Origin of the sequence: Klebsiella grimontii, from assembly GCF_042137965.1 — a bacterium.
GTDB lineage: Bacteria > Pseudomonadota > Gammaproteobacteria > Enterobacterales > Enterobacteriaceae > Klebsiella > Klebsiella grimontii.
On record NZ_CP169721.1, the window covers coordinates 1,513,516 to 1,532,120 of the forward strand.

The 18,605-nt window shown below is 52.3% G+C and carries 14 protein-coding genes and 1 tRNA gene; 7 read left to right on the plus strand and 8 right to left on the minus strand.

Features of this window, described 5'->3' with window-relative positions; all coding sequences use genetic code 11:
* Nucleotides 1-60 precede the first annotated feature (60 nt).
* Nucleotides 61-1,722, plus strand: a complete 1,662-nt coding sequence (locus ACE3MN_RS07330) for an alpha-keto acid decarboxylase family protein (RefSeq protein ID WP_203259920.1) — start codon at nucleotides 61-63, stop codon at nucleotides 1,720-1,722.
* Here the strand turns inward: ACE3MN_RS07330 and ACE3MN_RS07335 are convergent.
* Nucleotides 1,719-2,954 (minus strand): ion channel protein, encoded by a 1,236-nt coding sequence (locus ACE3MN_RS07335; protein WP_004870829.1) that lies wholly within the window; start codon nucleotides 2,952-2,954, stop codon nucleotides 1,719-1,721. The genes ACE3MN_RS07330 and ACE3MN_RS07335 overlap by 4 nt on opposite strands.
* A 254-nt stretch (nucleotides 2,955-3,208) precedes the next feature.
* Here ACE3MN_RS07335 and glk point away from each other — a divergent pair, with 254 nt between their 5' ends.
* Nucleotides 3,209-4,174 carry a glucokinase gene (gene glk, locus ACE3MN_RS07340; protein WP_004870830.1) on the plus strand — a complete coding sequence of 322 codons (966 nt, stop codon included), beginning with the start codon at nucleotides 3,209-3,211 and terminating at the stop codon, nucleotides 4,172-4,174.
* A 45-nt stretch (nucleotides 4,175-4,219) separates the two neighbouring features.
* On the opposite strand, the gene ACE3MN_RS07345 is transcribed toward glk, so the two are convergent.
* Together ACE3MN_RS07345 and ACE3MN_RS07350 are read right to left on the minus strand one after the other, a co-directional pair.
* Entirely contained in the window at nucleotides 4,220-4,963 is a 744-nt protein-coding gene (locus ACE3MN_RS07345) for a LytTR family DNA-binding domain-containing protein (RefSeq protein ID WP_203259922.1), read from the minus strand.
* A gap of 11 nt (nucleotides 4,964-4,974) precedes the next feature.
* Nucleotides 4,975-6,654: a sensor histidine kinase gene (locus ACE3MN_RS07350; RefSeq protein WP_162685387.1), complete on the minus strand. Its 1,680-nt coding sequence runs from the start codon at nucleotides 6,652-6,654 to the stop codon at nucleotides 4,975-4,977.
* Between the two features lie 397 nt (nucleotides 6,655-7,051).
* Between ACE3MN_RS07350 and alaC the strand changes: the two genes are divergently transcribed.
* On the plus strand, nucleotides 7,052-8,290 hold the full coding sequence (gene alaC / locus ACE3MN_RS07355; protein ID WP_004123291.1) for an alanine transaminase: 1,239 nt from the start codon (nucleotides 7,052-7,054) through the stop codon (nucleotides 8,288-8,290).
* 41 nt (nucleotides 8,291-8,331) lie between these two features.
* Here alaC and ypdK read toward each other — a convergent pair whose 3' ends face one another.
* The 4 genes from ypdK to ACE3MN_RS07375 all read right to left on the minus strand — a co-directional run bounded on the left by ypdK (nucleotide 8,332) and on the right by ACE3MN_RS07375 (nucleotide 11,713).
* Nucleotides 8,332-8,403 (minus strand): membrane protein YpdK, encoded by a 72-nt coding sequence (gene ypdK, locus ACE3MN_RS07360; RefSeq protein ID WP_077777854.1) that lies wholly within the window; start codon nucleotides 8,401-8,403, stop codon nucleotides 8,332-8,334.
* A 1,011-nt stretch (nucleotides 8,404-9,414) separates the two neighbouring features.
* A complete protein-coding gene (locus tag ACE3MN_RS07365) occupies nucleotides 9,415-10,188 on the minus strand; it encodes a hypothetical protein (protein ID WP_004870838.1) in 774 nt (257 codons plus the stop codon).
* Nucleotides 10,189-10,671: 483 nt separating this feature from the next.
* Nucleotides 10,672-10,743 (minus strand) — tRNA-Arg (locus ACE3MN_RS07370).
* A 73-nt stretch (nucleotides 10,744-10,816) separates the two neighbouring features.
* A complete protein-coding gene (locus tag ACE3MN_RS07375; RefSeq protein WP_098362887.1) occupies nucleotides 10,817-11,713 on the minus strand; it encodes a formate/nitrite transporter family protein in 897 nt (298 codons plus the stop codon).
* A 257-nt stretch (nucleotides 11,714-11,970) separates the two neighbouring features.
* On the opposite strand from ACE3MN_RS07375, the gene mlaA reads away from it, so the two are divergent.
* Nucleotides 11,971-12,732, plus strand: coding sequence for a phospholipid-binding lipoprotein MlaA (gene mlaA, locus ACE3MN_RS07380; protein ID WP_004870841.1), 762 nt, complete (start codon nucleotides 11,971-11,973; stop codon nucleotides 12,730-12,732).
* Between the two features lie 62 nt (nucleotides 12,733-12,794).
* Here the strand turns inward: mlaA and fadL are convergent, their stop codons facing one another.
* Nucleotides 12,795-14,159, minus strand: a complete 1,365-nt coding sequence (gene fadL, locus ACE3MN_RS07385) for a long-chain fatty acid transporter FadL (RefSeq protein WP_375364323.1) — start codon at nucleotides 14,157-14,159, stop codon at nucleotides 12,795-12,797.
* 372 nt (nucleotides 14,160-14,531) lie between these two features.
* Here fadL and ACE3MN_RS07390 point away from each other — a divergent pair, with 372 nt between their 5' ends.
* The 3 genes from ACE3MN_RS07390 (at nucleotide 14,532) to fadJ (ending at nucleotide 18,431) form a co-directional block, all read left to right on the plus strand.
* Nucleotides 14,532-14,816: a YfcZ/YiiS family protein gene (locus tag ACE3MN_RS07390; RefSeq protein ID WP_004870845.1), complete on the plus strand. Its 285-nt coding sequence runs from the start codon at nucleotides 14,532-14,534 to the stop codon at nucleotides 14,814-14,816.
* Nucleotides 14,817-14,976: 160 nt separating this feature from the next.
* Entirely contained in the window at nucleotides 14,977-16,287 is a 1,311-nt protein-coding gene (fadI, locus tag ACE3MN_RS07395) for an acetyl-CoA C-acyltransferase FadI (protein ID WP_375364324.1), read from the plus strand.
* Nucleotides 16,287-18,431 (plus strand): fatty acid oxidation complex subunit alpha FadJ, encoded by a 2,145-nt coding sequence (gene fadJ / locus ACE3MN_RS07400; protein ID WP_375364325.1) that lies wholly within the window; start codon nucleotides 16,287-16,289, stop codon nucleotides 18,429-18,431. Before fadI ends, fadJ begins: the two co-directional genes overlap by 1 nt.
* Nucleotides 18,432-18,605 lie beyond the last annotated feature (174 nt).

Consider the following 18,605-nt stretch of genomic DNA (forward strand, 5'->3'; position numbering starts at 1 on the left):
GTGGACAGCGCAACTGCTTATTCAATACTCAACTTATCTGCATGAGAGGAGAGTGGGGATATGCAACCGACTTACACCATTGGCGATTATCTGCTGGATCGTCTCGTAGACTGCGGTATAGACCGCTTGTTTGGCGTACCTGGTGATTACAATTTACAGTTTCTCGACAGCGTTATTGCGCATCGGAATTTAGGGTGGGTGGGTTGTGCAAACGAGCTAAACGCGGCCTATGCCGCTGATGGCTATGCGCGTATCAAGGGCGCAGGCGCGCTGTTGACCACCTATGGCGTCGGCGAGCTGAGCGCGCTGAACGGCATCGCCGGGAGCTACGCTGAACATGTACCGGTCCTGCATATCGTCGGCGCTCCCTGTACCGGCGCCCAGCAGCGCGGCGAGCTGCTGCACCATACGCTTGGCGATGGCGATTTCAGCCATTTTTCGCGTATGAGTGAACAAATTACCTGCTCTCAGGTGGTGCTGGCGGCGGGAAATGCCTGCCATGAAATAGACCGGGTTCTGAGCGAAATGCTCACCCATCATCGTCCTGGTTATCTGATGCTTCCGGCCGATGTGGCGAAGGCAAAGACCACGCCGCCTGCTCATCGTTTGCTTATTCAGGGGCTGCCCGCCGATGAGAACCAGCTGGCGGGTTTCCGCGAGCACGCCGGACGGATGCTAAGAAGCAGCCGTCGCGTATCGCTGCTGGCCGATTTTCTCGCCCAGCGCTATGGGTTACAAAACGCTCTTCGAGAGTGGGTGGCGAAGGTACCCGTTGCTTACGCCACGATGCTCATGGGCAAAGGGCTTTTCGATGAGCAACAGAGCGGTTTTGTCGGGACGTATAGCGGGATAGCCAGTGCGGAGGAGACTCGCGATGCTATCGAAAACGCGGATACCATTATTTGTATCGGTACGCGTTTTACCGACACTATTACCGCCGGTTTTACCCAGCACCTTCCACTGGAAAAAACGATAGAAATACAGCCCTTTGCCGTTCGGGTTGCCGATCGCTGGTTCAGCCGGATTCCCATGGAAAAGGCGCTCGCCATTTTAATCGAGCTCTCTGCCAGCCTGGCGGCAGAATGGGTTTCGCCGAATATTCAGGCGCCCGGCGTGAGCGGCGCGCCAGAGGGGAGCCTGACGCAGAAAAACTTCTGGAATACGGTACAGAAACAGCTCCGTCCTGGAGATATTATCCTTGCCGATCAGGGTACCGCCGCTTTTGGCGCCGCTGCGCTTAAGCTTCCGGTTGACGCGACGCTGATCGTCCAGCCGTTATGGGGATCGATAGGCTTTACCCTTCCTGCGGCCTACGGGGCGCAAATCGCGGCAGCGGAGAGAAGGGTGGTGCTGATTGTTGGCGATGGCGCTGCGCAGTTAACTATTCAGGAGCTGGGATCGATGCTCAGAGATAAGCAGCGTCCGCTGATTTTGTTGCTCAACAACGAAGGCTATACGGTCGAGCGCGCGATTCACGGTCCCGAGCAACGCTACAACGATATTGCGCTCTGGGACTGGAATCGTCTGCCTGATGCTTTCGCTCCCGACGTCCCCTCCCGCTGCTGGCGAGTGACGCGCACGCAGGAACTACAGGAAGCGATGAATAGCAGCGTCGCCTCAGACAGGCTGACGCTGGTGGAGGTGATGCTGCCAAAAATGGATATTCCCGATTTTCTGCGTACGGTCACTCAGGCACTGGAAGAGAGAAACAGCCGCGTTTAATCGTTGGGGCGTTTGGCGATCATCAGCGGTTTCCCGGCAAGTAATAGCCAGGCGGGAAGCATAACGATGCACAGCAGCGGAAGTAACGTGGAGTCTGGCACCACGACCGCTGCCATAAACAGGCTCAACCAGCCATCGCGCGTCACCACCAGCGTCAGTCCGAGGATCGCGCAGGAAACGGTGATAGCGGCCGGGACGGCATCCACGTGCGCGTGAAGCATCAGTCCGAGCGCGACGCCGACGAACACCGCCGGGAAAATCCGCCCGCCGCGAAAGCCGCAGGCGGCAGCCAGCACCAGCGCCGCCATCTTCACCAAAGCAATAAGCATGAAATCGCTGGCGGTCAATGTCTGGCTAAAGGCTAATTGCTGCATTTCTTCGAGGCCTTTGAACAGGGTAATATGTCCACCGATGACGCCCAGGATCCCCAATAAAAATCCGCCAATACCGAGGGTTAAGATCGGATTTTTCAGCCGTTGCATCAGCGCGTGTAAACGCGGTAAGCACCAAACGCCAACCATGCCGACGGCAATAGCAATAAGCGTAACGATAGCCCCGCTAAAGATATCGACAAGCTGCCACTGATTGTACTGCGCGATAGGTAACGAAAAATTGGGGTGGAAAAATAGCCCGGTGGTCAAAGAGCCCGCCGCCGCGGCAAGCAATGGTGCGAAGAGCCGGTCCCAGAGCGGGACATCGTTACTGCTGTTCAGCGTTTGCGAAAAGATCAGCGCCGCAGCAACAGGCGTACCGAATAGCGCTCCGATGGTGCCGGAAGAGGCGAGGATCGTCCAGTCGAGCGCGCTGACGCGGGGGAAAATGCGTGAACCAAGGGCCACCGTCAGAGCGATATTAATTACCATAATAGGATGTTCCGGCCCCAGGCTAACGCCGCCTGCCAGGCCAATTATCAGCGCCGCGAGCAGGCCGGGCAGCGCGCTGGGGCTCACCGGGGCGCCAATGAGCGACTCGGTGGCCGGATCGGGTCCGGCGTGCCCTGGGCTAAAACGTACGACCAGACCTACGGCAATGCCGGTGCAGGTGAGAATAGCGATCGTCCAGAAAGGGCCGCTGGCGTTCATGCCCAGAGCTCCTGGCAGGTTACTCCAGAGAATCTTCTGCAACATGGCTGCCGTTTTCATCGCCACAATCAATACCAGGCTGGCAGCAATACCGATCACGATTGCGGGTATCGATAATAACAGCATCGTTCTGGCGCGCGGGTGCAGCATGAAAATATCCTTCTGAAAATTTCGAAGCACTACTTTGCCCGTACGCGTTTAGGACGTTGGCGCAAATGGTGCTGAAACGATAAAGTAACGAGGTAGCCTGACGATCGTGCCGCACAATATTTTCATAAATTACAGCCTAACTGTGACATGGGTCGCTAAACAAAGGGCACTTATACGTTGGTCGTTGTTGTTAGGTCGTCATGAATTTAGAGTGTGCCAAAGAATCATTTTGACTTTAGCGGAGCCGTAACGGAATGACAAAATTTGCTTTAGTAGGGGACGTTGGCGGAACGAATGCCCGTCTGGCGTTATGCGATCTTACAAGCGGGGAAATATCCCGTGCCAAGACCTATTCCGGGCTCGATTATCCCAGTCTTGAAGCCGTTGTTCAGGTCTATCTGGAAGAGCATAACGTCCAGGTAGAAGACGGCTGTATTGCCATCGCCTGTCCGATTACCGGCGACTGGGTGGCGATGACCAACCACACCTGGGCATTTTCTATCGCTGAGATGAAAAAGAACCTGGGTTTCTCGCATCTGGAAATCATTAACGATTTTACTGCGGTGTCGATGGCAATCCCCATGCTGAAAGCTGAACATCTGATTCAGTTTGGCGGCGCGAAGCCGGTGGAAGGTAAGCCGATTGCCGTCTATGGCGCAGGTACCGGGCTGGGCGTTGCTCATCTGGTACATGTTGATAAACGCTGGGTGAGTCTGCCGGGCGAGGGCGGCCATGTGGATTTCGCGCCCAATAGCGAAGAAGAAGGCATTATTCTGGAAGAGCTGCGTACCGAGCTGGGGCACGTCTCCGCCGAACGCGTATTATCTGGGCCCGGGTTGGTCAATCTTTATCATGCGATCGTAAAGTCTGATGGGCGTCTGCCGGAAAACCTGCAGCCTAAAGATGTCACCGAACGCGCGCTGGCCGATACCTGCATCGACTGTCGTCGCGCCCTGTCGCTGTTTTGCGTCATTATGGGGCGATTTGGCGGTAACCTGGCGCTGACGCTCGGTACCTTTGGCGGCGTGTATATTGCTGGCGGCATTGTGCCGCGTTTCCTCGAATTCTTTAAAGCGTCCGGTTTTCGCGGCGGATTTGAAGATAAAGGCCGGTTTAAAGCCTTCGTCCAGGATATTCCGGTGTATCTGATCGTTCACGACAATCCGGGACTGCTGGGCTCCGGCGCGCACCTGCGTCAGACGCTCGGGCAGGTTCTGTAAGCGCCGAATCTTACCCGAATAAAATGTTTATTTGGGTAAGAAATCCTACAGATGCATGAGCTGGCGAAACTCTTTCACCTTGCTGCGGCTCACCGGAACCTGAAACTCAAGGTCACGAAGCCGCAGAATATAGGTGTTGTTGAACCAGGGTTCGATTTCGCGAATTTTGTTCAGATTGACGCAGTACGAGCGGTGACAGCGAAAAAAGTGTGCGGGCGGCAGCTTGTTGCAGAATTCCGTGATATTCATCGGCATCACGAACGATTCCTTCCGGGTATAAACAAACGTCATCTTTTCATGTGCTTCCGCGTAGTAAATATCGTGGACGCTGGTGACGATAATCCGCTCATCTTTAATCAGATTAATCGTGTCGTTTTCCCGGGTCGGATTGGGCGCTGCTCCGGTAGCTGTGCTAGCCTGCTGCTGTTGCAGCCAGGCGCCGGTCAGCTTTTGCAGCATGTTGATAATGCGCGATTCCTGGTAGGGTTTAAGGATGTAATCGAACGCCTCCAGCTCAAAGGCTTCCACCGCATGCTCTTTCCACGCGGTAATAAAAACGATAAAGGGCTTATGCGCGAACTGGCTGATGTTTTGCGCCAGCAGTACGCCATCCAGCGACGGGATGTTGATATCGAGAAAAATAGCGTCGACTTTGTTGTGCTGTAAAAACTTCAGCACATCGAGTCCGTCGTCAAAGGTACCGACAATCTCCATTTCGCTATGGGTATTAATCAACCAGGTGAGCTCTTGCTGCGCGAGGAACTCATCTTCCACAATGATGACTTTCATTTTATCTCCGCTCATGACAGCAGCGACTCCGTAGCCACCTGAGGCGCGTATTGGGTTGGCACATAGAAAGCGATTTCGGTCCCCGGCGTCAGGCGTCGGATATGCAGGCCTTCTCCGTACAGTAGCTTGACCCGGTGATGAACGTTGAGTAAACCGATTTTATTTCCCGGCATTTCGTCAGCTTCTACCCTTGCTACCACCGCGGGGTCGATACCGTTCCCCGTATCGCGAACGCTAATCCGTACTCGATTCCCGCACTCATTAATGCCGATGGTCACCACGCCTTTTCCTTTGCAGGGCTGAATTCCGTGGACGATAGCATTCTCCACCAGCGGCTGAATAAGCAGGCTGGGGATCATAAAACTGACTTCATCATCAATATCATAAATCACCGTCAGCTTATCGCCGAAGCGAGCCTGTTCAATCGCGATATAATCCTTGATTTGATACAACTCCCTTTTGATATCTATTTGTTCATCATCTTTTAATTCAATGTTGTAGCGTAAATAGCGCGACAAATTAAAAATTAGCTGACGCGCGGTGTCTGGATTCATGCGAATCGACGACGAAATGGCGTTCAGGGCATTAAATAAGAAATGGGGATTAATTTTACTCTGCAGCGCGCGCAGTTCGGCTTTATTGGCCATTTCTCGGAGCTGTTCAGCGCGGGAGACCTCCAGCTGCGTGGAGATGATTTGCGACAGGCCAATCGCCATTTCCTGCAATGAAGAGGTGATGCGGTGCGCGTGGCAGTAATAGATTTTTAGCGTACCGGTGACGACGCCTTTTTCCCACAGCGGAATGACCAGCATGGAGTGTATTTCCGGCGTCCGATGAGCTTCATCATTGTTTTTGATAATGATTTTTCCATAGCGGATCGCCTGCTGCGTCGTCGGGCTGATAACGTCGTCGTTATCGCGGTAGTTGATTTCCCCGACACCGACGTAGGCCATCACCTGCTGGGTATTGGTAATGGCGACAGCATCGGCATTGATATCGCGGCGGATAATATCGCATACCTGACGCAGGGACTCGCTATTGACGTGGCGAAACAGCGGTAGCGTTTTGTTGGCGATGTCGAGCGCCAGTTTTGCCTGGCGGGCGGCGCTGGCTTCCTTTTCTCCCTCAACGCTCTGCACCAGCAAAACGATAAAGCCGATACATACGCTGCCGAGGATCATCGGAATACCGATTTTTGACACGATATCGATCCCCAACGCCAACGAAGGCGCCCATACGACCACGAGGATCATGGTTAACGTCTCACATAGCATCCCGGCGAGGATCCCCGCTTTCCAGCGCTGCGCTTTCGGCACTTTACGACTGATAAAACCGGAGAGCAGACCGGCGACGATGCTGGTAATAAAACAGGGGACGGCGGTGACGCCATCGATATCGATCAGGTAGCGATGTATCCCGGCGATCGCGCCGACAATCGCCCCAACCCAGGGACCGAATAGGATCCCGCCGGACATGACTGCGATAATACGCACGTTGACCAGCGATCCTTCGACCGGTACGCCTGACCAGGTACTGAACAGGGCAAAGAGAGAGAAGATCGCGGTAACGGCCAGCAGCTCTTTTGGCGTATGCGCGGATTTATGCAGAAGTTCACGAAACAGGCGCAGGCGAATGAGGAAAAAGAGACAAATCAGCATTAATGCCGCACGGTCAAAAACCGCCAGCAGCATAGTAAATATTTCGTGCATGTGTGCGCCGTGTTAATCGCGAGAAAGCAATATGATAGAAAACCTCGCGGCAGAAGGCCAGCTGAAGGGATGAATAGGGAAAAGTATTACAAATAAAAGGGGATTAATGATAAAGGCCTGAGATTCAACAGCGTCTACCGATGAGAAATGATTCAAGTAAAATTATAGATATCAATATGTTAATTTTAATGAGTTAAGCGAGGTGGGTAAAGAACATTGCTGCCCTATTTTGCTGAACTGATGCCCGTTTTTAACGCCAGAATTTTTTTTTGCCTTTCCCCTCGACAGCGGGAATTTTTTCGGGTTATTTTCTAAACGTGCTGCACATGCAGCAGCGTCGCTCGGACGGTCCGGGCGCTAACGTTAATCCGAGGAATCTATGGCTGAATTCAGTCCTGAACGCCGTTTTACGCGTATCGATCGTCTCCCCCCGTACGTTTTTAATATCACCGCTGAACTGAAAATGGCTGCGCGACGCCGCGGCGAAGATATTATTGATTTCAGCATGGGTAACCCCGATGGCGCGACCCCGCCGCATATCGTCGAGAAGCTATGCACCGTTGCCCAGCGTCCCGATACGCACGGCTATTCCACCTCTCGCGGAATTCCGCGCCTGCGCCGGGCGATTTCACGTTGGTATCAAGAGCGTTATAACGTTGAGATCGATCCGGAATCAGAAGCGATAGTGACCATTGGTTCAAAAGAGGGCCTGGCGCATCTGATGCTGGCGACGCTTGACCATGGCGACACCGTACTGGTGCCCAATCCCAGCTATCCTATTCACATTTACGGTGCGGTGATCGCCGGAGCCCAGGTGCGCTCGGTACCTCTGGTTGAAGGCGTAGATTTCTTTAACGAGCTTGAGCGCGCCATTCGTGAGAGTTACCCGAAGCCGAAAATGATGATCCTCGGTTTCCCTTCCAACCCGACCGCGCAGTGCGTCGAACTGGAGTTCTTTGAGAAAGTCGTGGCGCTGGCGAAGCGTTATGACGTACTGGTTGTGCACGATCTGGCCTACGCCGATATTGTTTATGATGGCTGGAAAGCGCCCTCTATTATGCAGGTTCCCGGTGCGCGAGATGTCGCCGTCGAATTCTTTACGCTATCGAAAAGCTACAATATGGCGGGCTGGCGTATCGGCTTTATGGTTGGCAACAAAACGTTGGTTAATGCGCTGGCGCGTATTAAAAGCTACCACGACTACGGCACCTTCACCCCTCTACAGGTTGCAGCCATTGCGGCGCTTGAAGGCGATCAGCAGTGCGTTCGCGACATTGCCGAGCAGTATAAGCGCCGTCGCGATGTGCTGGTGAAAGGGCTGCATGAGGCCGGATGGATGGTGGAATGTCCGAAGGCGTCAATGTATGTATGGGCGAAGATCCCTGAACAGTATGCGGCGATGGGCTCGCTGGAGTTCGCTAAAAAGCTGCTGCAGGATGCTAAAGTCTGCGTTTCGCCGGGTATCGGCTTCGGGGATTATGGCGATACCCACGTACGCTTCGCTTTAATTGAGAATCGCGATCGTATCCGCCAGGCGGTGCGCGGTATTAAATCCATGTTCCGTGCAGACGGACTGCTGCCCGCATCGACGAAGCTAACCAGCGAAAGCAACGAATAAAAAAAGGAGCCGAGAGGCTCCTTTTTTTAACACCGTTACAGCTAGATCATCAGGGCGAAAGTCCCGGCCCAAACGATGACCATAAAAGAAATGCCCATTAAAAAATATTTCACGACTCATCACTCCGCGATCTCGGCGAGACGCCTTAAATGAATTTGACCTTCGTTGTTTGTTCAACTATCGCTCACAAAAAATTCACTTTTTCCGATGGCGATAGCTGTAAATTCTGAGCTCAAACTGCTCCAGATGGCGCTAATGTACGCCTAAAAAATGAGGGAAACAAGAGCCATTTTTTTATTAATTTTTAGTTACTTACGAGTGTCGTGATTCGACGACACATTAATTTCATTCGGTATTAAATTTTATTCTGGCGACGGCCATCAACGATGATTTTCGTATTGATATAGTTGTTTGATTTTGGGTTTTTTTCTGCCTGAAAGCGGGGGAGGGATAGCGGGCGGATTCAGGAAGTTAATCATTTCGAAAGGCGCTATTCGTACGAAGAGCGTGCGAGGGTGAAAAGTAATGCTAAGACACAAGCGCGAAATAAAACCGTAGAGCCGATAAGCGATTAGGCCAGTGCCTTTAAGCCTGACCAGGATAGGTAACTGAAGCGCTCCGTTAGTTTGGCCGCTGCCCTCTGTACCAGCAGGATGCCGCTGACCAATACCCCTTCGCTTCGTCTGCGGAGTATGACGATGAAACAGGCAATGCTTGCTTCTTCCCGCAATAAGCGTACGCCAACTGAAGATTTGACGGCTTCTGAGCGACTGGAAAGATCCGTCTGGTTGATACAACGTTCAGGGAGTCGGAGGCCATGCTGGTATGCACGAATTTGCCGCTATCGCCAGGCAAAGCGCTATGCTAGTTGATACGAGATAATTTAACTGAAGTAGTTAAAGATCATAAAAACAGGGGAGTGAAGTATAAAGCCAGCTAGCAGATGAAAAGATACTCCTGTCCGCATTTTCAGCTATAAATTACCTTCTCTTCGGCAGCAGAGTACGGACTATTCTAATTGACATTTTTGTAATATCAGAGGGCGGCTATGGATCATTTATTGTATTTTTCAGCGCCGCGTTAACACTATCTATCTCATTTTTACTCTTTTCGCAAACCTCATATTACACATCAAGATTCTCATTAACGTAGAGGGATTTCTTATCGAGCTCAGGGTTTAATTTCATGAATTCATCAATGAAGTCAGTAAGGGTTTTATTTTGTAAAGTGAATTGAGGTTCATTAATGATCTTTTTATTTAAAATAATCGTGGGCTCCCTGGCGAGCTCAAGGGGGCGACTGCTTATGGTATGCTCATAAATCTTCTCTACATCCTTGCTGATAATGTAAATTTTATTGATCGATATTGGCAGATTACTACTATTATCTGGAGAAAAATGGCAAAAAAGAGTGTTGTTAGCAGGATTTATTGCACTAACCTCTTTTGCTAAATGGTTGTGTTCGGGGCATTCTAGCAGTTCTCCAAGATTTTTTGAGGTAACATACCAAAGCCCAGAAACAATCGCTTTAAGCTGGATTTGTATTGCATGGTTACCTTGCTGCGTCTCTATAGCCGAAACGCTATCTTTCAGCTCTAAAACTCGATCTACCCTGGAATAATACGACCATGTCGCTTCGTTTTTTTTTAAAGTATCGCTTTGATTCACACTATAAAGAGAGCGTTTGTTTATGCTTTCTTTATTCTGAGTCAGAGCAATATTTAACGTTCCTGTGATGCTAGTTAATTTTACGCACAGGTTTATTGCACCGATATCATGCCAGTGGAGTAAATCTTCAATCTCACAATCTAGCAGCTTTTGCGCGCGGGAAATGGAACAATATTCTAACGGCGGGATATTGTTTTGTTTCCATATATTTCTTTCGGTTTTACTAATCATAATTACTTTCTTCTTACGAGATGGTTACTTTTGTGTTGTTGATGTTAATTTGGCAGTGAAAATATCTTATACGGTATTTGTTAGTAATGCTTTGATGAATTAGCACGATTCATATGATTTTTAGCTTGAATTCACATTAATTCGAAGTCCTATAATTTGATATGAGCTATATGCTTATTATAATTCATATTATATATTTTTATTATGAATGATTTGTTTGTTATTTATTTGTTGAGGGCATTTAAATCTCATCAATAGCGCGTTCCTTGCTGGAACAACTCAATATTAGATGTTTATTTCCACTAACCGCTCTTACGGCCTGTGGCATGATAATATTCATCTGCCCTGAAGCATCAGGTCTGCAAGAATTTGTAGATCGGTTTCTTAAATCACCACCGGCCAGGCTTTGCTGGTGCGCTGAAAGCGAAAAATGAAGGGCGTTACCTGAAGGGCGTAACTGTTGGTCTGGAAAACTGATGAGAATGTCCCCTGCAGGAATCGAACCTGCAACTAGCCCTTAGGAGGGGCTCGTTATATCCATTTAACTAAGGGGACGACGCGCCGCATTATAGCGTTATTTTCGGCGCGCGTTAAGCTTGTGCGGGCCAACTGCTTAATCTATAGCCACTTAGCGTTTATTTCTCTCTTCAGCGGCACGGGCTTTCTTCTCATGGCTCATGTCATTGCGGATCTGCGCATGGCTTAATAAAGCGAAAATAAAGGTCCCGCCGCATATGTTGCCGGCAAGCGTTGGCAGAGCGAAAGGCCAGATAAATTCCTGCCACGGTAGCGCTCCGTTGAACACCAGATAGAAAATTTCGACGCTGCCAACCACGATATGAGTGGTGTCTGCCAGGGCGATAAGCCACGTCATCAGGATGATGACGATAATCTTTGCGGAACCCGCGGCAGGAAACATCCATACCATGGTCGCGACCAGCCATCCGGAGATAATCGCATTGGCAAACATCTCCAGCGGCGGATTTTGCATCACCTTCAGGCTAATTTTGAGAAAAGCCTCGCGAGTGGGGTCATCAAACACGGGCATGACATCGAACGCCCATGCGGCGATAGCGGTTCCGATTAAGTTACCCGCCAGTACGACTCCCCATAGACGCAACAGCAGGCCGATATTGCCGAGCGTGGGCTTATGCATAATCGGCAGGACGGCGGTCACGGTGTTCTCGGTAAACAGCTGTTGGCGAGCGAGTATGACGATTACAAAACCAAAGGTGTAGCCGAGATTTTCCAGCAAAAAACCGCCGGGAAGTTCGCTAAGATGAACATGGAAGATACCTTTGGCGACCAGCGAAGCCCCCATTGAAAGTCCGGCGGCAATCGCTGACCATAGTAGCGCCATAGCATCGCGCTCAAGCTCTTTCTCACCTTCCTGGCGAATCACTTCATGGGTAGCCATTGCCTGTGAAGGCAGCCGTTCTTCATTAACCTCAATTTCTTCACCATTCTGTTTTTCATCACTTTCTACCTCAACATCTTCACTATCATGGTGAGTTTGCGGTTTCATCACTTTTCCTCAACGATGGGTCTTTATTATAATCGTAGAGCGGTTTCGGCTGTTCGGGTCGGATAAGCTCCTAAATTCTTCACAATGACAAGATTAGCAATACGGAAATTGCAAAATGTGTATAGAATCGGGACATCAACAATGATGCTAAAAAAGGCTATGCTGAAAGCAGGCACATGCTTACGGGCGATATCTTAATGGAGGCAGCTGTCCCCCGATAACCCCCAGCGATAGCTAAAATTAACAGGGAGACACCTATGAATTTTCGCCTGTCGGCGCTTGCGCTTGGCGCCACATTGCTGGTGGGATGCGCCAGTTCTAGTTCTGGCGATCAACCGCAGGGGCGTTCAGATCCGCTTGAAGGCTTTAACCGTACCATGTTCAACTTCAACTTTAATGTTGTCGATCCCTATGTCCTTCGCCCGGTCGCGGTGGCGTGGCGTGATTATGTTCCGCAGCCTGCGCGTAATGGTCTGAGTAATTTTACCAGCAACCTTGAAGAGCCGGCGGTAATGGTGAACTCCTTCCTGAAAGGCGATCCCTATAAAGGAATGGTGCACTTTACGCGTTTCTTCCTGAACACCATCCTTGGGATGGGGGGCCTGGTTGATGTGGCCGGGATGGCGAATCCGAAACTGCAGCGCGTTGAGCCTGCGCGCTTCGGTAGCACGCTGGGTCACTATGGCGTCGGTTATGGTCCATATGTGCAACTGCCTTTCTACGGCAGCTTCACCCTGCGTGATGAGGGGGGGGATATGGCGGATGACTTGTATCCGGTTCTTTCCTGGCTGACATGGCCGATGTCTATCGGTAAATGGATGGTTGAGGGCGTTGAAACGCGCGCGCAGCTGCTGGATTCAGACGGCTTGCTTCGTCAGTCCTCCGATCCGTATATCTTAATGCGTGAAGCCTACTTCCAGCGTCACGACTTTATCGCCAACGGCGGTAAACTTTCTCCGAATGAGAACCCCAACGCCCAGGCGATTGAGGGCGATCTTAAAGATATCGATTCACAGTAACCGACGGGTTGAAAGTAAAAAGGGTGAACATGATGTTCACCCTTTTTTGTTGCTGCTGAGGATCAGAAACGGTAGTTGAAGTTCGCACCGTAGAGCCAGGCTTTACCTTCTGATTTAAAGGTATATGGCCCTTCTGTAAATTCAACGTGCTGACCGTGCATATAGGACACACCGACATCGACTGAGGCATCTTTATTAAAGGCGTAAGTCGTACCGGCGCTGAGCCACAGGCGATCCTGGTCCGGAATAGAGATAGAGCGATTGGAAGCCGGTACCGGGCTATCATCAAAGGCGATACCGGTACGGAAGGTCCAGTTATCGTCATGATAATAAGTGGTACCCAGCGCGATACGGTAGGAATCTTTAAAACCTTCGTCTTTATAGAACAGTGTTTCGCCACCGCTGGTTTTGGTTGCTTTCAGCTCCTGGAACTGGCTCCAACTGGTGTAAGCCAGACTGTAGTGAACGGCCCATTTTGGCGCCACGCGGTTATACCCTGAAATTTCCCACATTTCTGGCAGATTCAACGTCAGAGAACCGCCAATCGTGGAGCCGCCGGTGCCGTACGGCAGGCCCAGGCCCAGAGCAGAGTTGATGGGGTTGAGGGAAGACGGCAGGCTGCTCTTATAATCCCCATCAAAATCAACTTTAATTTCAGAGCGATAGGTCAAACCGTAGCGGTTGTTTTTATCGACTTCATATAAAATACCGGCATTCCAGCCGAAGCCCCATTCATCACCCTTCAGACGAGCAATTTGGGTGTCGCGGCTGATACCGCCGGCCTGTTGACCAATTGCCGCCGCCTGAGCCGGGGAGAGTTTGCCTGCTTTCACCATTCCCGGTAGCTGAGCGCCGATGATATCCGGTAAATCGCCCGCATAGCGCTCTAATTTCGCCCGCGCGTAAACGGCGTCAAAGCCCAAACCAAAACTCCAGTGATCACTGAGGCGATATGCGCCGCTCAAATTCAGGTTGAGCGTTTCGAGATCGGTCGTACCGCCCATCGAGCCTGCGGCAAAATCGTTGTTGAACTCGGTGGCTAAACCATAGTTCGACGTGAGGGAGGCCCCCCAACCGAACTGGTCGTTAATCGGCGCCACGAAGTGCAGATTCGGCACCCATGCTGTTGGCGCGATATTGTCCTGGCTGGCGTCGTTACCGATAACTGAACTGCCGGTGACGTTGACATCAGGATCGACGAAAATGGCGCCGCCCGAGAAGGTTGGGCGATCGAACATCATGATTAACGCCGGGTTACGGCTGGCGTTGCCCGCATCATCAGCAATAGCGCCTTCACCTGAATAGGCGCGACCAAGGCCCGATGAAGAGAATTCATTAAGCTGAAAGCCTGCTGACCAGGCGTGGGTTGAAACCATTGCTACAGCCACTGCAAGGGCAGATTGGGTAAGGCGGGTTTTCTGGCTCATGCCCATAACCTCATAGAGTTATTTTTTATTTAAACAATGTTACATGCTGTAACAGGAGCGCGAAGTGTAGGGTCTGCTTTACAACAGAGAAATCAGACCAGTGCGCTGAGTATAGGTCTGACCAGATGATATGTTGCAAGTTTGTTTAGAAGTTTTTTCAATTGTGATCTAAGAAACGCGATCCAGTTGGCAATTTTGCTGGGGCAGCTGATACCCAAAGTGGGCGGTTTTTGTTTTGGATCATTTTTAAGTGTGATTTCGGTCACTTATCCCGTTTGTCGCCATTAACGACTGGAGGCTGGCATGCCCTGGGCGTAAAATAAGCACATTGTTTGTCTGGCACTTTGAGTGCATATACAGAGGAAATCTACGATGAGTAAATGCAGTGCTGATGAAACCCCGGTTTGCTGCTGTATGGATGTTGGCACCATTATGGACAACACCGATTGCACCGCATCCTATAGCCGCGTGTTTGCGAACCGTGCCGAGGCAGAAGAAACGCTCGCCGCATTAAGCGAAAGAGCGCGTAACGTTGAATCTGAGCCGTGCAAAATCACCCCGACCTTTACAGACGTAGAGGGTGGCGTGAAGCTGGATATCGATTTCGTGTTCAGCTGTGAAGCTGAAACCCTGATTTTCCAGCTCGGCCTGCGTTAATCCTTCCCCCGGACGCCCCTCATGGCAGGGGCGTTACCTTTTCTAATCAATGTGTTTTGGCTCCCACTTTTTCGCTTCCCCGATTGGCTTAATGTAAAATATTAGTTAAAACTGTTATCAGGTCAGACCACTTTGTTTTATCGGTTAACAGGGGAGCGTTATGAGTCAGGCATTACCGCTAGTCACCCGCCAGGGCGATCGTATCGCGATAGTCAGCGGTTTACGTACTCCGTTTGCCCGACAGGCGACGGCTTTCCACGGCGTGCCGGCCGTTGATTTAGGTAAACTGGTGGTCGGCGAAATGCTGGCTCGCAGTACTATCCCCGCGGACATAATAGAACAGCTGGTATTTGGTCAGGTGGTGCAGATGCCGGAAGCGCCGAATATTGCCCGGGAAATTGTACTGGGGACCGGTATGAGCGTGCATACTGATGCCTACAGCGTCAGCCGCGCCTGCGCGACCAGCTTTCAGGCTGTGGCCAACGTCGCGGAAAGCCTGATAGCAGGCACTATTCGCGCGGGTATCGCCGGCGGGGCCGACTCCTCTTCCGTATTACCCATTGGTGTCAGCAAAAAACTTGCCCGAACGCTGGTGGATGCCAATAAAGCCCGTACGCTGGGGCAGCGCCTTAAGCTATTTTCCCGTCTGCGTTTTCGCGACCTTTTGCCCGTACCGCCAGCCGTTGCCGAATACTCAACCGGCCTGCGAATGGGGGATACCGCCGAACAAATGGCGAAAACCTGGGGTATCACCCGCGAACGGCAGGATGCGCTGGCGCTTCGTTCGCACCAGCTTGCCGCCAAAGCCTGGGAGGAAGGGAAGCTATCGGCAGAAGTGATGACGGCGTATACGCCGCCGTTCCGTGAGCCGCTGGAACAGGACAATAATATTCGTAAAAATTCAACCCTGGCGGATTACCAAAAGTTACGCCCGGCCTTCGATCGCCAACACGGGAGCGTGACCGCCGCTAACAGTACGCCGTTGACCGATGGGGCAGCGGCGGTGATTCTGATGACCGAGTCCCGGGCGAAAGAGCTGGGTCTTGTCCCGTTGGGCTATCTGCGAAGCTACGCTTTTACCGCGATTGATGTTCGCCAGGATATGCTGCTGGGCCCGGCCTGGTCGACGCCGCTGGCGCTGGAAAGAGCGGGGCTGACGCTGGCTGATTTGACCCTGATTGATATGCACGAAGCTTTTGCCGCGCAAACGCTGGCTAACCTGCACTGTATGGCCAGCGATCGCTTTGCCCGCGAAGTGCTTGGCCGCTCTCAGGCGATCGGGGAAGTGGACGAGAGTAAATTTAACGTGCTAGGCGGCTCGATTGCCTACGGTCATCCGTTTGCCGCCACCGGCGCGCGGATGATTACCCAAACGCTGCATGAGCTGCGCCGTCGCGGCGGAGGATTTGGGCTGGTCACCGCCTGTGCGGCGGGTGGATTGGGTTCAGCGATGGTTCTGGAGGCCGAATAATGGAAACCGTATCGGCATTTACGCTTGAGGTTCGCCCGGACAATATCGCCGTCATCACCATTGACGCGCCCGGCGAAAAAATGAATACCCTGAAAGCTGAGTTCGCCAGCGAGGTTCGGGGGATCATCCGTCAGATCCGTGACAATAAAGAACTGCGCGGCGCGGTGTTTATCTCGGCAAAACCGGATAATTTTATCGCCGGGGCGGATATCAATATGATTGCCCGCTGCCATTCCGCTCAGGAAGCCGAAGCGCTGGCCCGCCAGGGTCAGCAAATCATGGCCGAGATCCACGGGCTGTCGATTCCGGTGATTGCCGCTATCCACGGCGCATGTCTGGGCGGCGGGCTTGAGCTGGCGCTGGCCTGCCACGGGCGGGTATGTAGCGATGACGATAAAACCCGGCTTGGTCTGCCGGAGGTTCAGCTAGGGCTGCTGCCCGGCTCCGGAGGAACTCAGCGCCTACCGCGATTAATTGGCGTCAGCGGCGCGCTGGAGATGATCCTCACCGGTAAGCAGCTTCGCCCGCGTCAGGCCCTGAAGGCGGGGCTGGTCGATGAGGTGGTGGCGCAGACTATCCTTCTGCAAACCGCGGTTGAACTGGCGCTCAAAGGTCGCCCGGCAAGCCGCGCTGTTCCGGCGCGCGAACGTATTCTCGCAGGCCCGCTTGGCCGCAGCCTGCTGTTTCGTCTGGTAGCGAAAAAGACGCATCACAAAACCCAGGGAAACTACCCGGCAACTGAGCGCATTCTGCAGGTGATGGAAACCGGGCTGGCGCAGGGCTGCAGCAGCGGCTATACAGAGGAGGCTCGCGCTTTTGGCGAACTGGCGATGACGCCGCAATCGCAGGCGCTACGGTCGATTTTTTTCGCCAGCACCGATCTGAAAAAAGATCGCGGCGCGGATGCTGAGCCCGTCGCGCTGCGCAGCGTGGGCATCCTTGGCGGAGGACTGATGGGGGGCGGTATCGCTTACGTCACCGCATGCAAAGGCGGATTACCGGTACGCATTAAGGACATTCAGCCGCGCGGGATAAATCACGCGCTGAAGTACAGCTGGGATCTGCTCGACAAACAGGTGCGTCGCCGCTATCTGCGCGCCAGTGAGCGCGATCGCCAGATAGGATTAATTTCCGGCTCGTTAGATTACCAGGGATTCGCACATCGCGATGTGGTGATCGAGGCGGTATTTGAAGATCTTGCGCTCAAGCAAAAAATGGTCAGCGAAGTTGAACAGCACTGTCGTCCGGAGACGATCTTTGCTTCTAATACATCGTCTTTACCGATCGGCGAGATCGCGGCGCAGGCAAGCAGGCCGCAGCGGGTCATCGGGCTTCACTTCTTTAGTCCGGTAGACAAAATGCCGCTGGTGGAGGTGATTCCCCATATCGGTACGGATCGGCAGACAATTGCGACAGCGGTTAAGCTGGCGAAACTGCAGGGGAAAACGCCGATTGTCGTCGCCGATAAAGCGGGCTTTTATGTTAACCGCATTCTGGCCCCCTACATAAATGAAGCCATGCGCCTGTTGATGGAAGGCGAGCCGGTAGAGCATATTGATAACGCTTTGGTTAAATTCGGTTTTCCGGTTGGCCCGATTCAGCTCCTTGATGAAGTGGGGATCGATACCGGTACCAAAATTATCCCGGTGCTGGAAGCCGCATGGGGAGAACGTTTCAGCCCGCCTGCAAACATCATTAGCTCGATTCTGAATGACGATCGCAAAGGGAGAAAAAATAACCGGGGTTTCTATCTTTATGCGGCAAAAGGGCGTAAAAGCAAAAAACGGCCCGACCCGGCGATCTACTCTTTACTGGGTATTTCCTCTCCGCAGGCGCGCTTGTCAGAACAGCAGGTGGCGGAACGTTGCGTGATGATGATGCTTAACGAAGCGGCGCGCTGCTTCGATGAGCGAGTGGTTCGCAGCGCCCGCGATGGCGACATCGGCGCCGTGTTTGGCATTGGTTTTCCGCCGTTTCTTGGCGGCCCGTTCCGCTATATGGATACCCTGGGAGCGGGGGAGGTCGCGGCGATACTGCAGCGCCTGGCCGCTCAGTACGGCCCGCGTTTTACACCATGTGACACTTTGTTACACATGGCCGAGCAGGGGGCGACCTTTTGGCCCGCTGAGGAACGTAGGACCTAAGTTATGGTCAAAGAAGGTAAATCCGGCAACGTACGGCGCTGCGCTTTGGCGATTTTGTAAGCAATAGTTGACTATACTTACGCCATTGAGGTAAAAAACAGCGTTTCATTCGTTGAATGGATCAGGCACAATGCCCGGCCACCGGGTCACCTGCGTATCATCTACGTCGGTAAG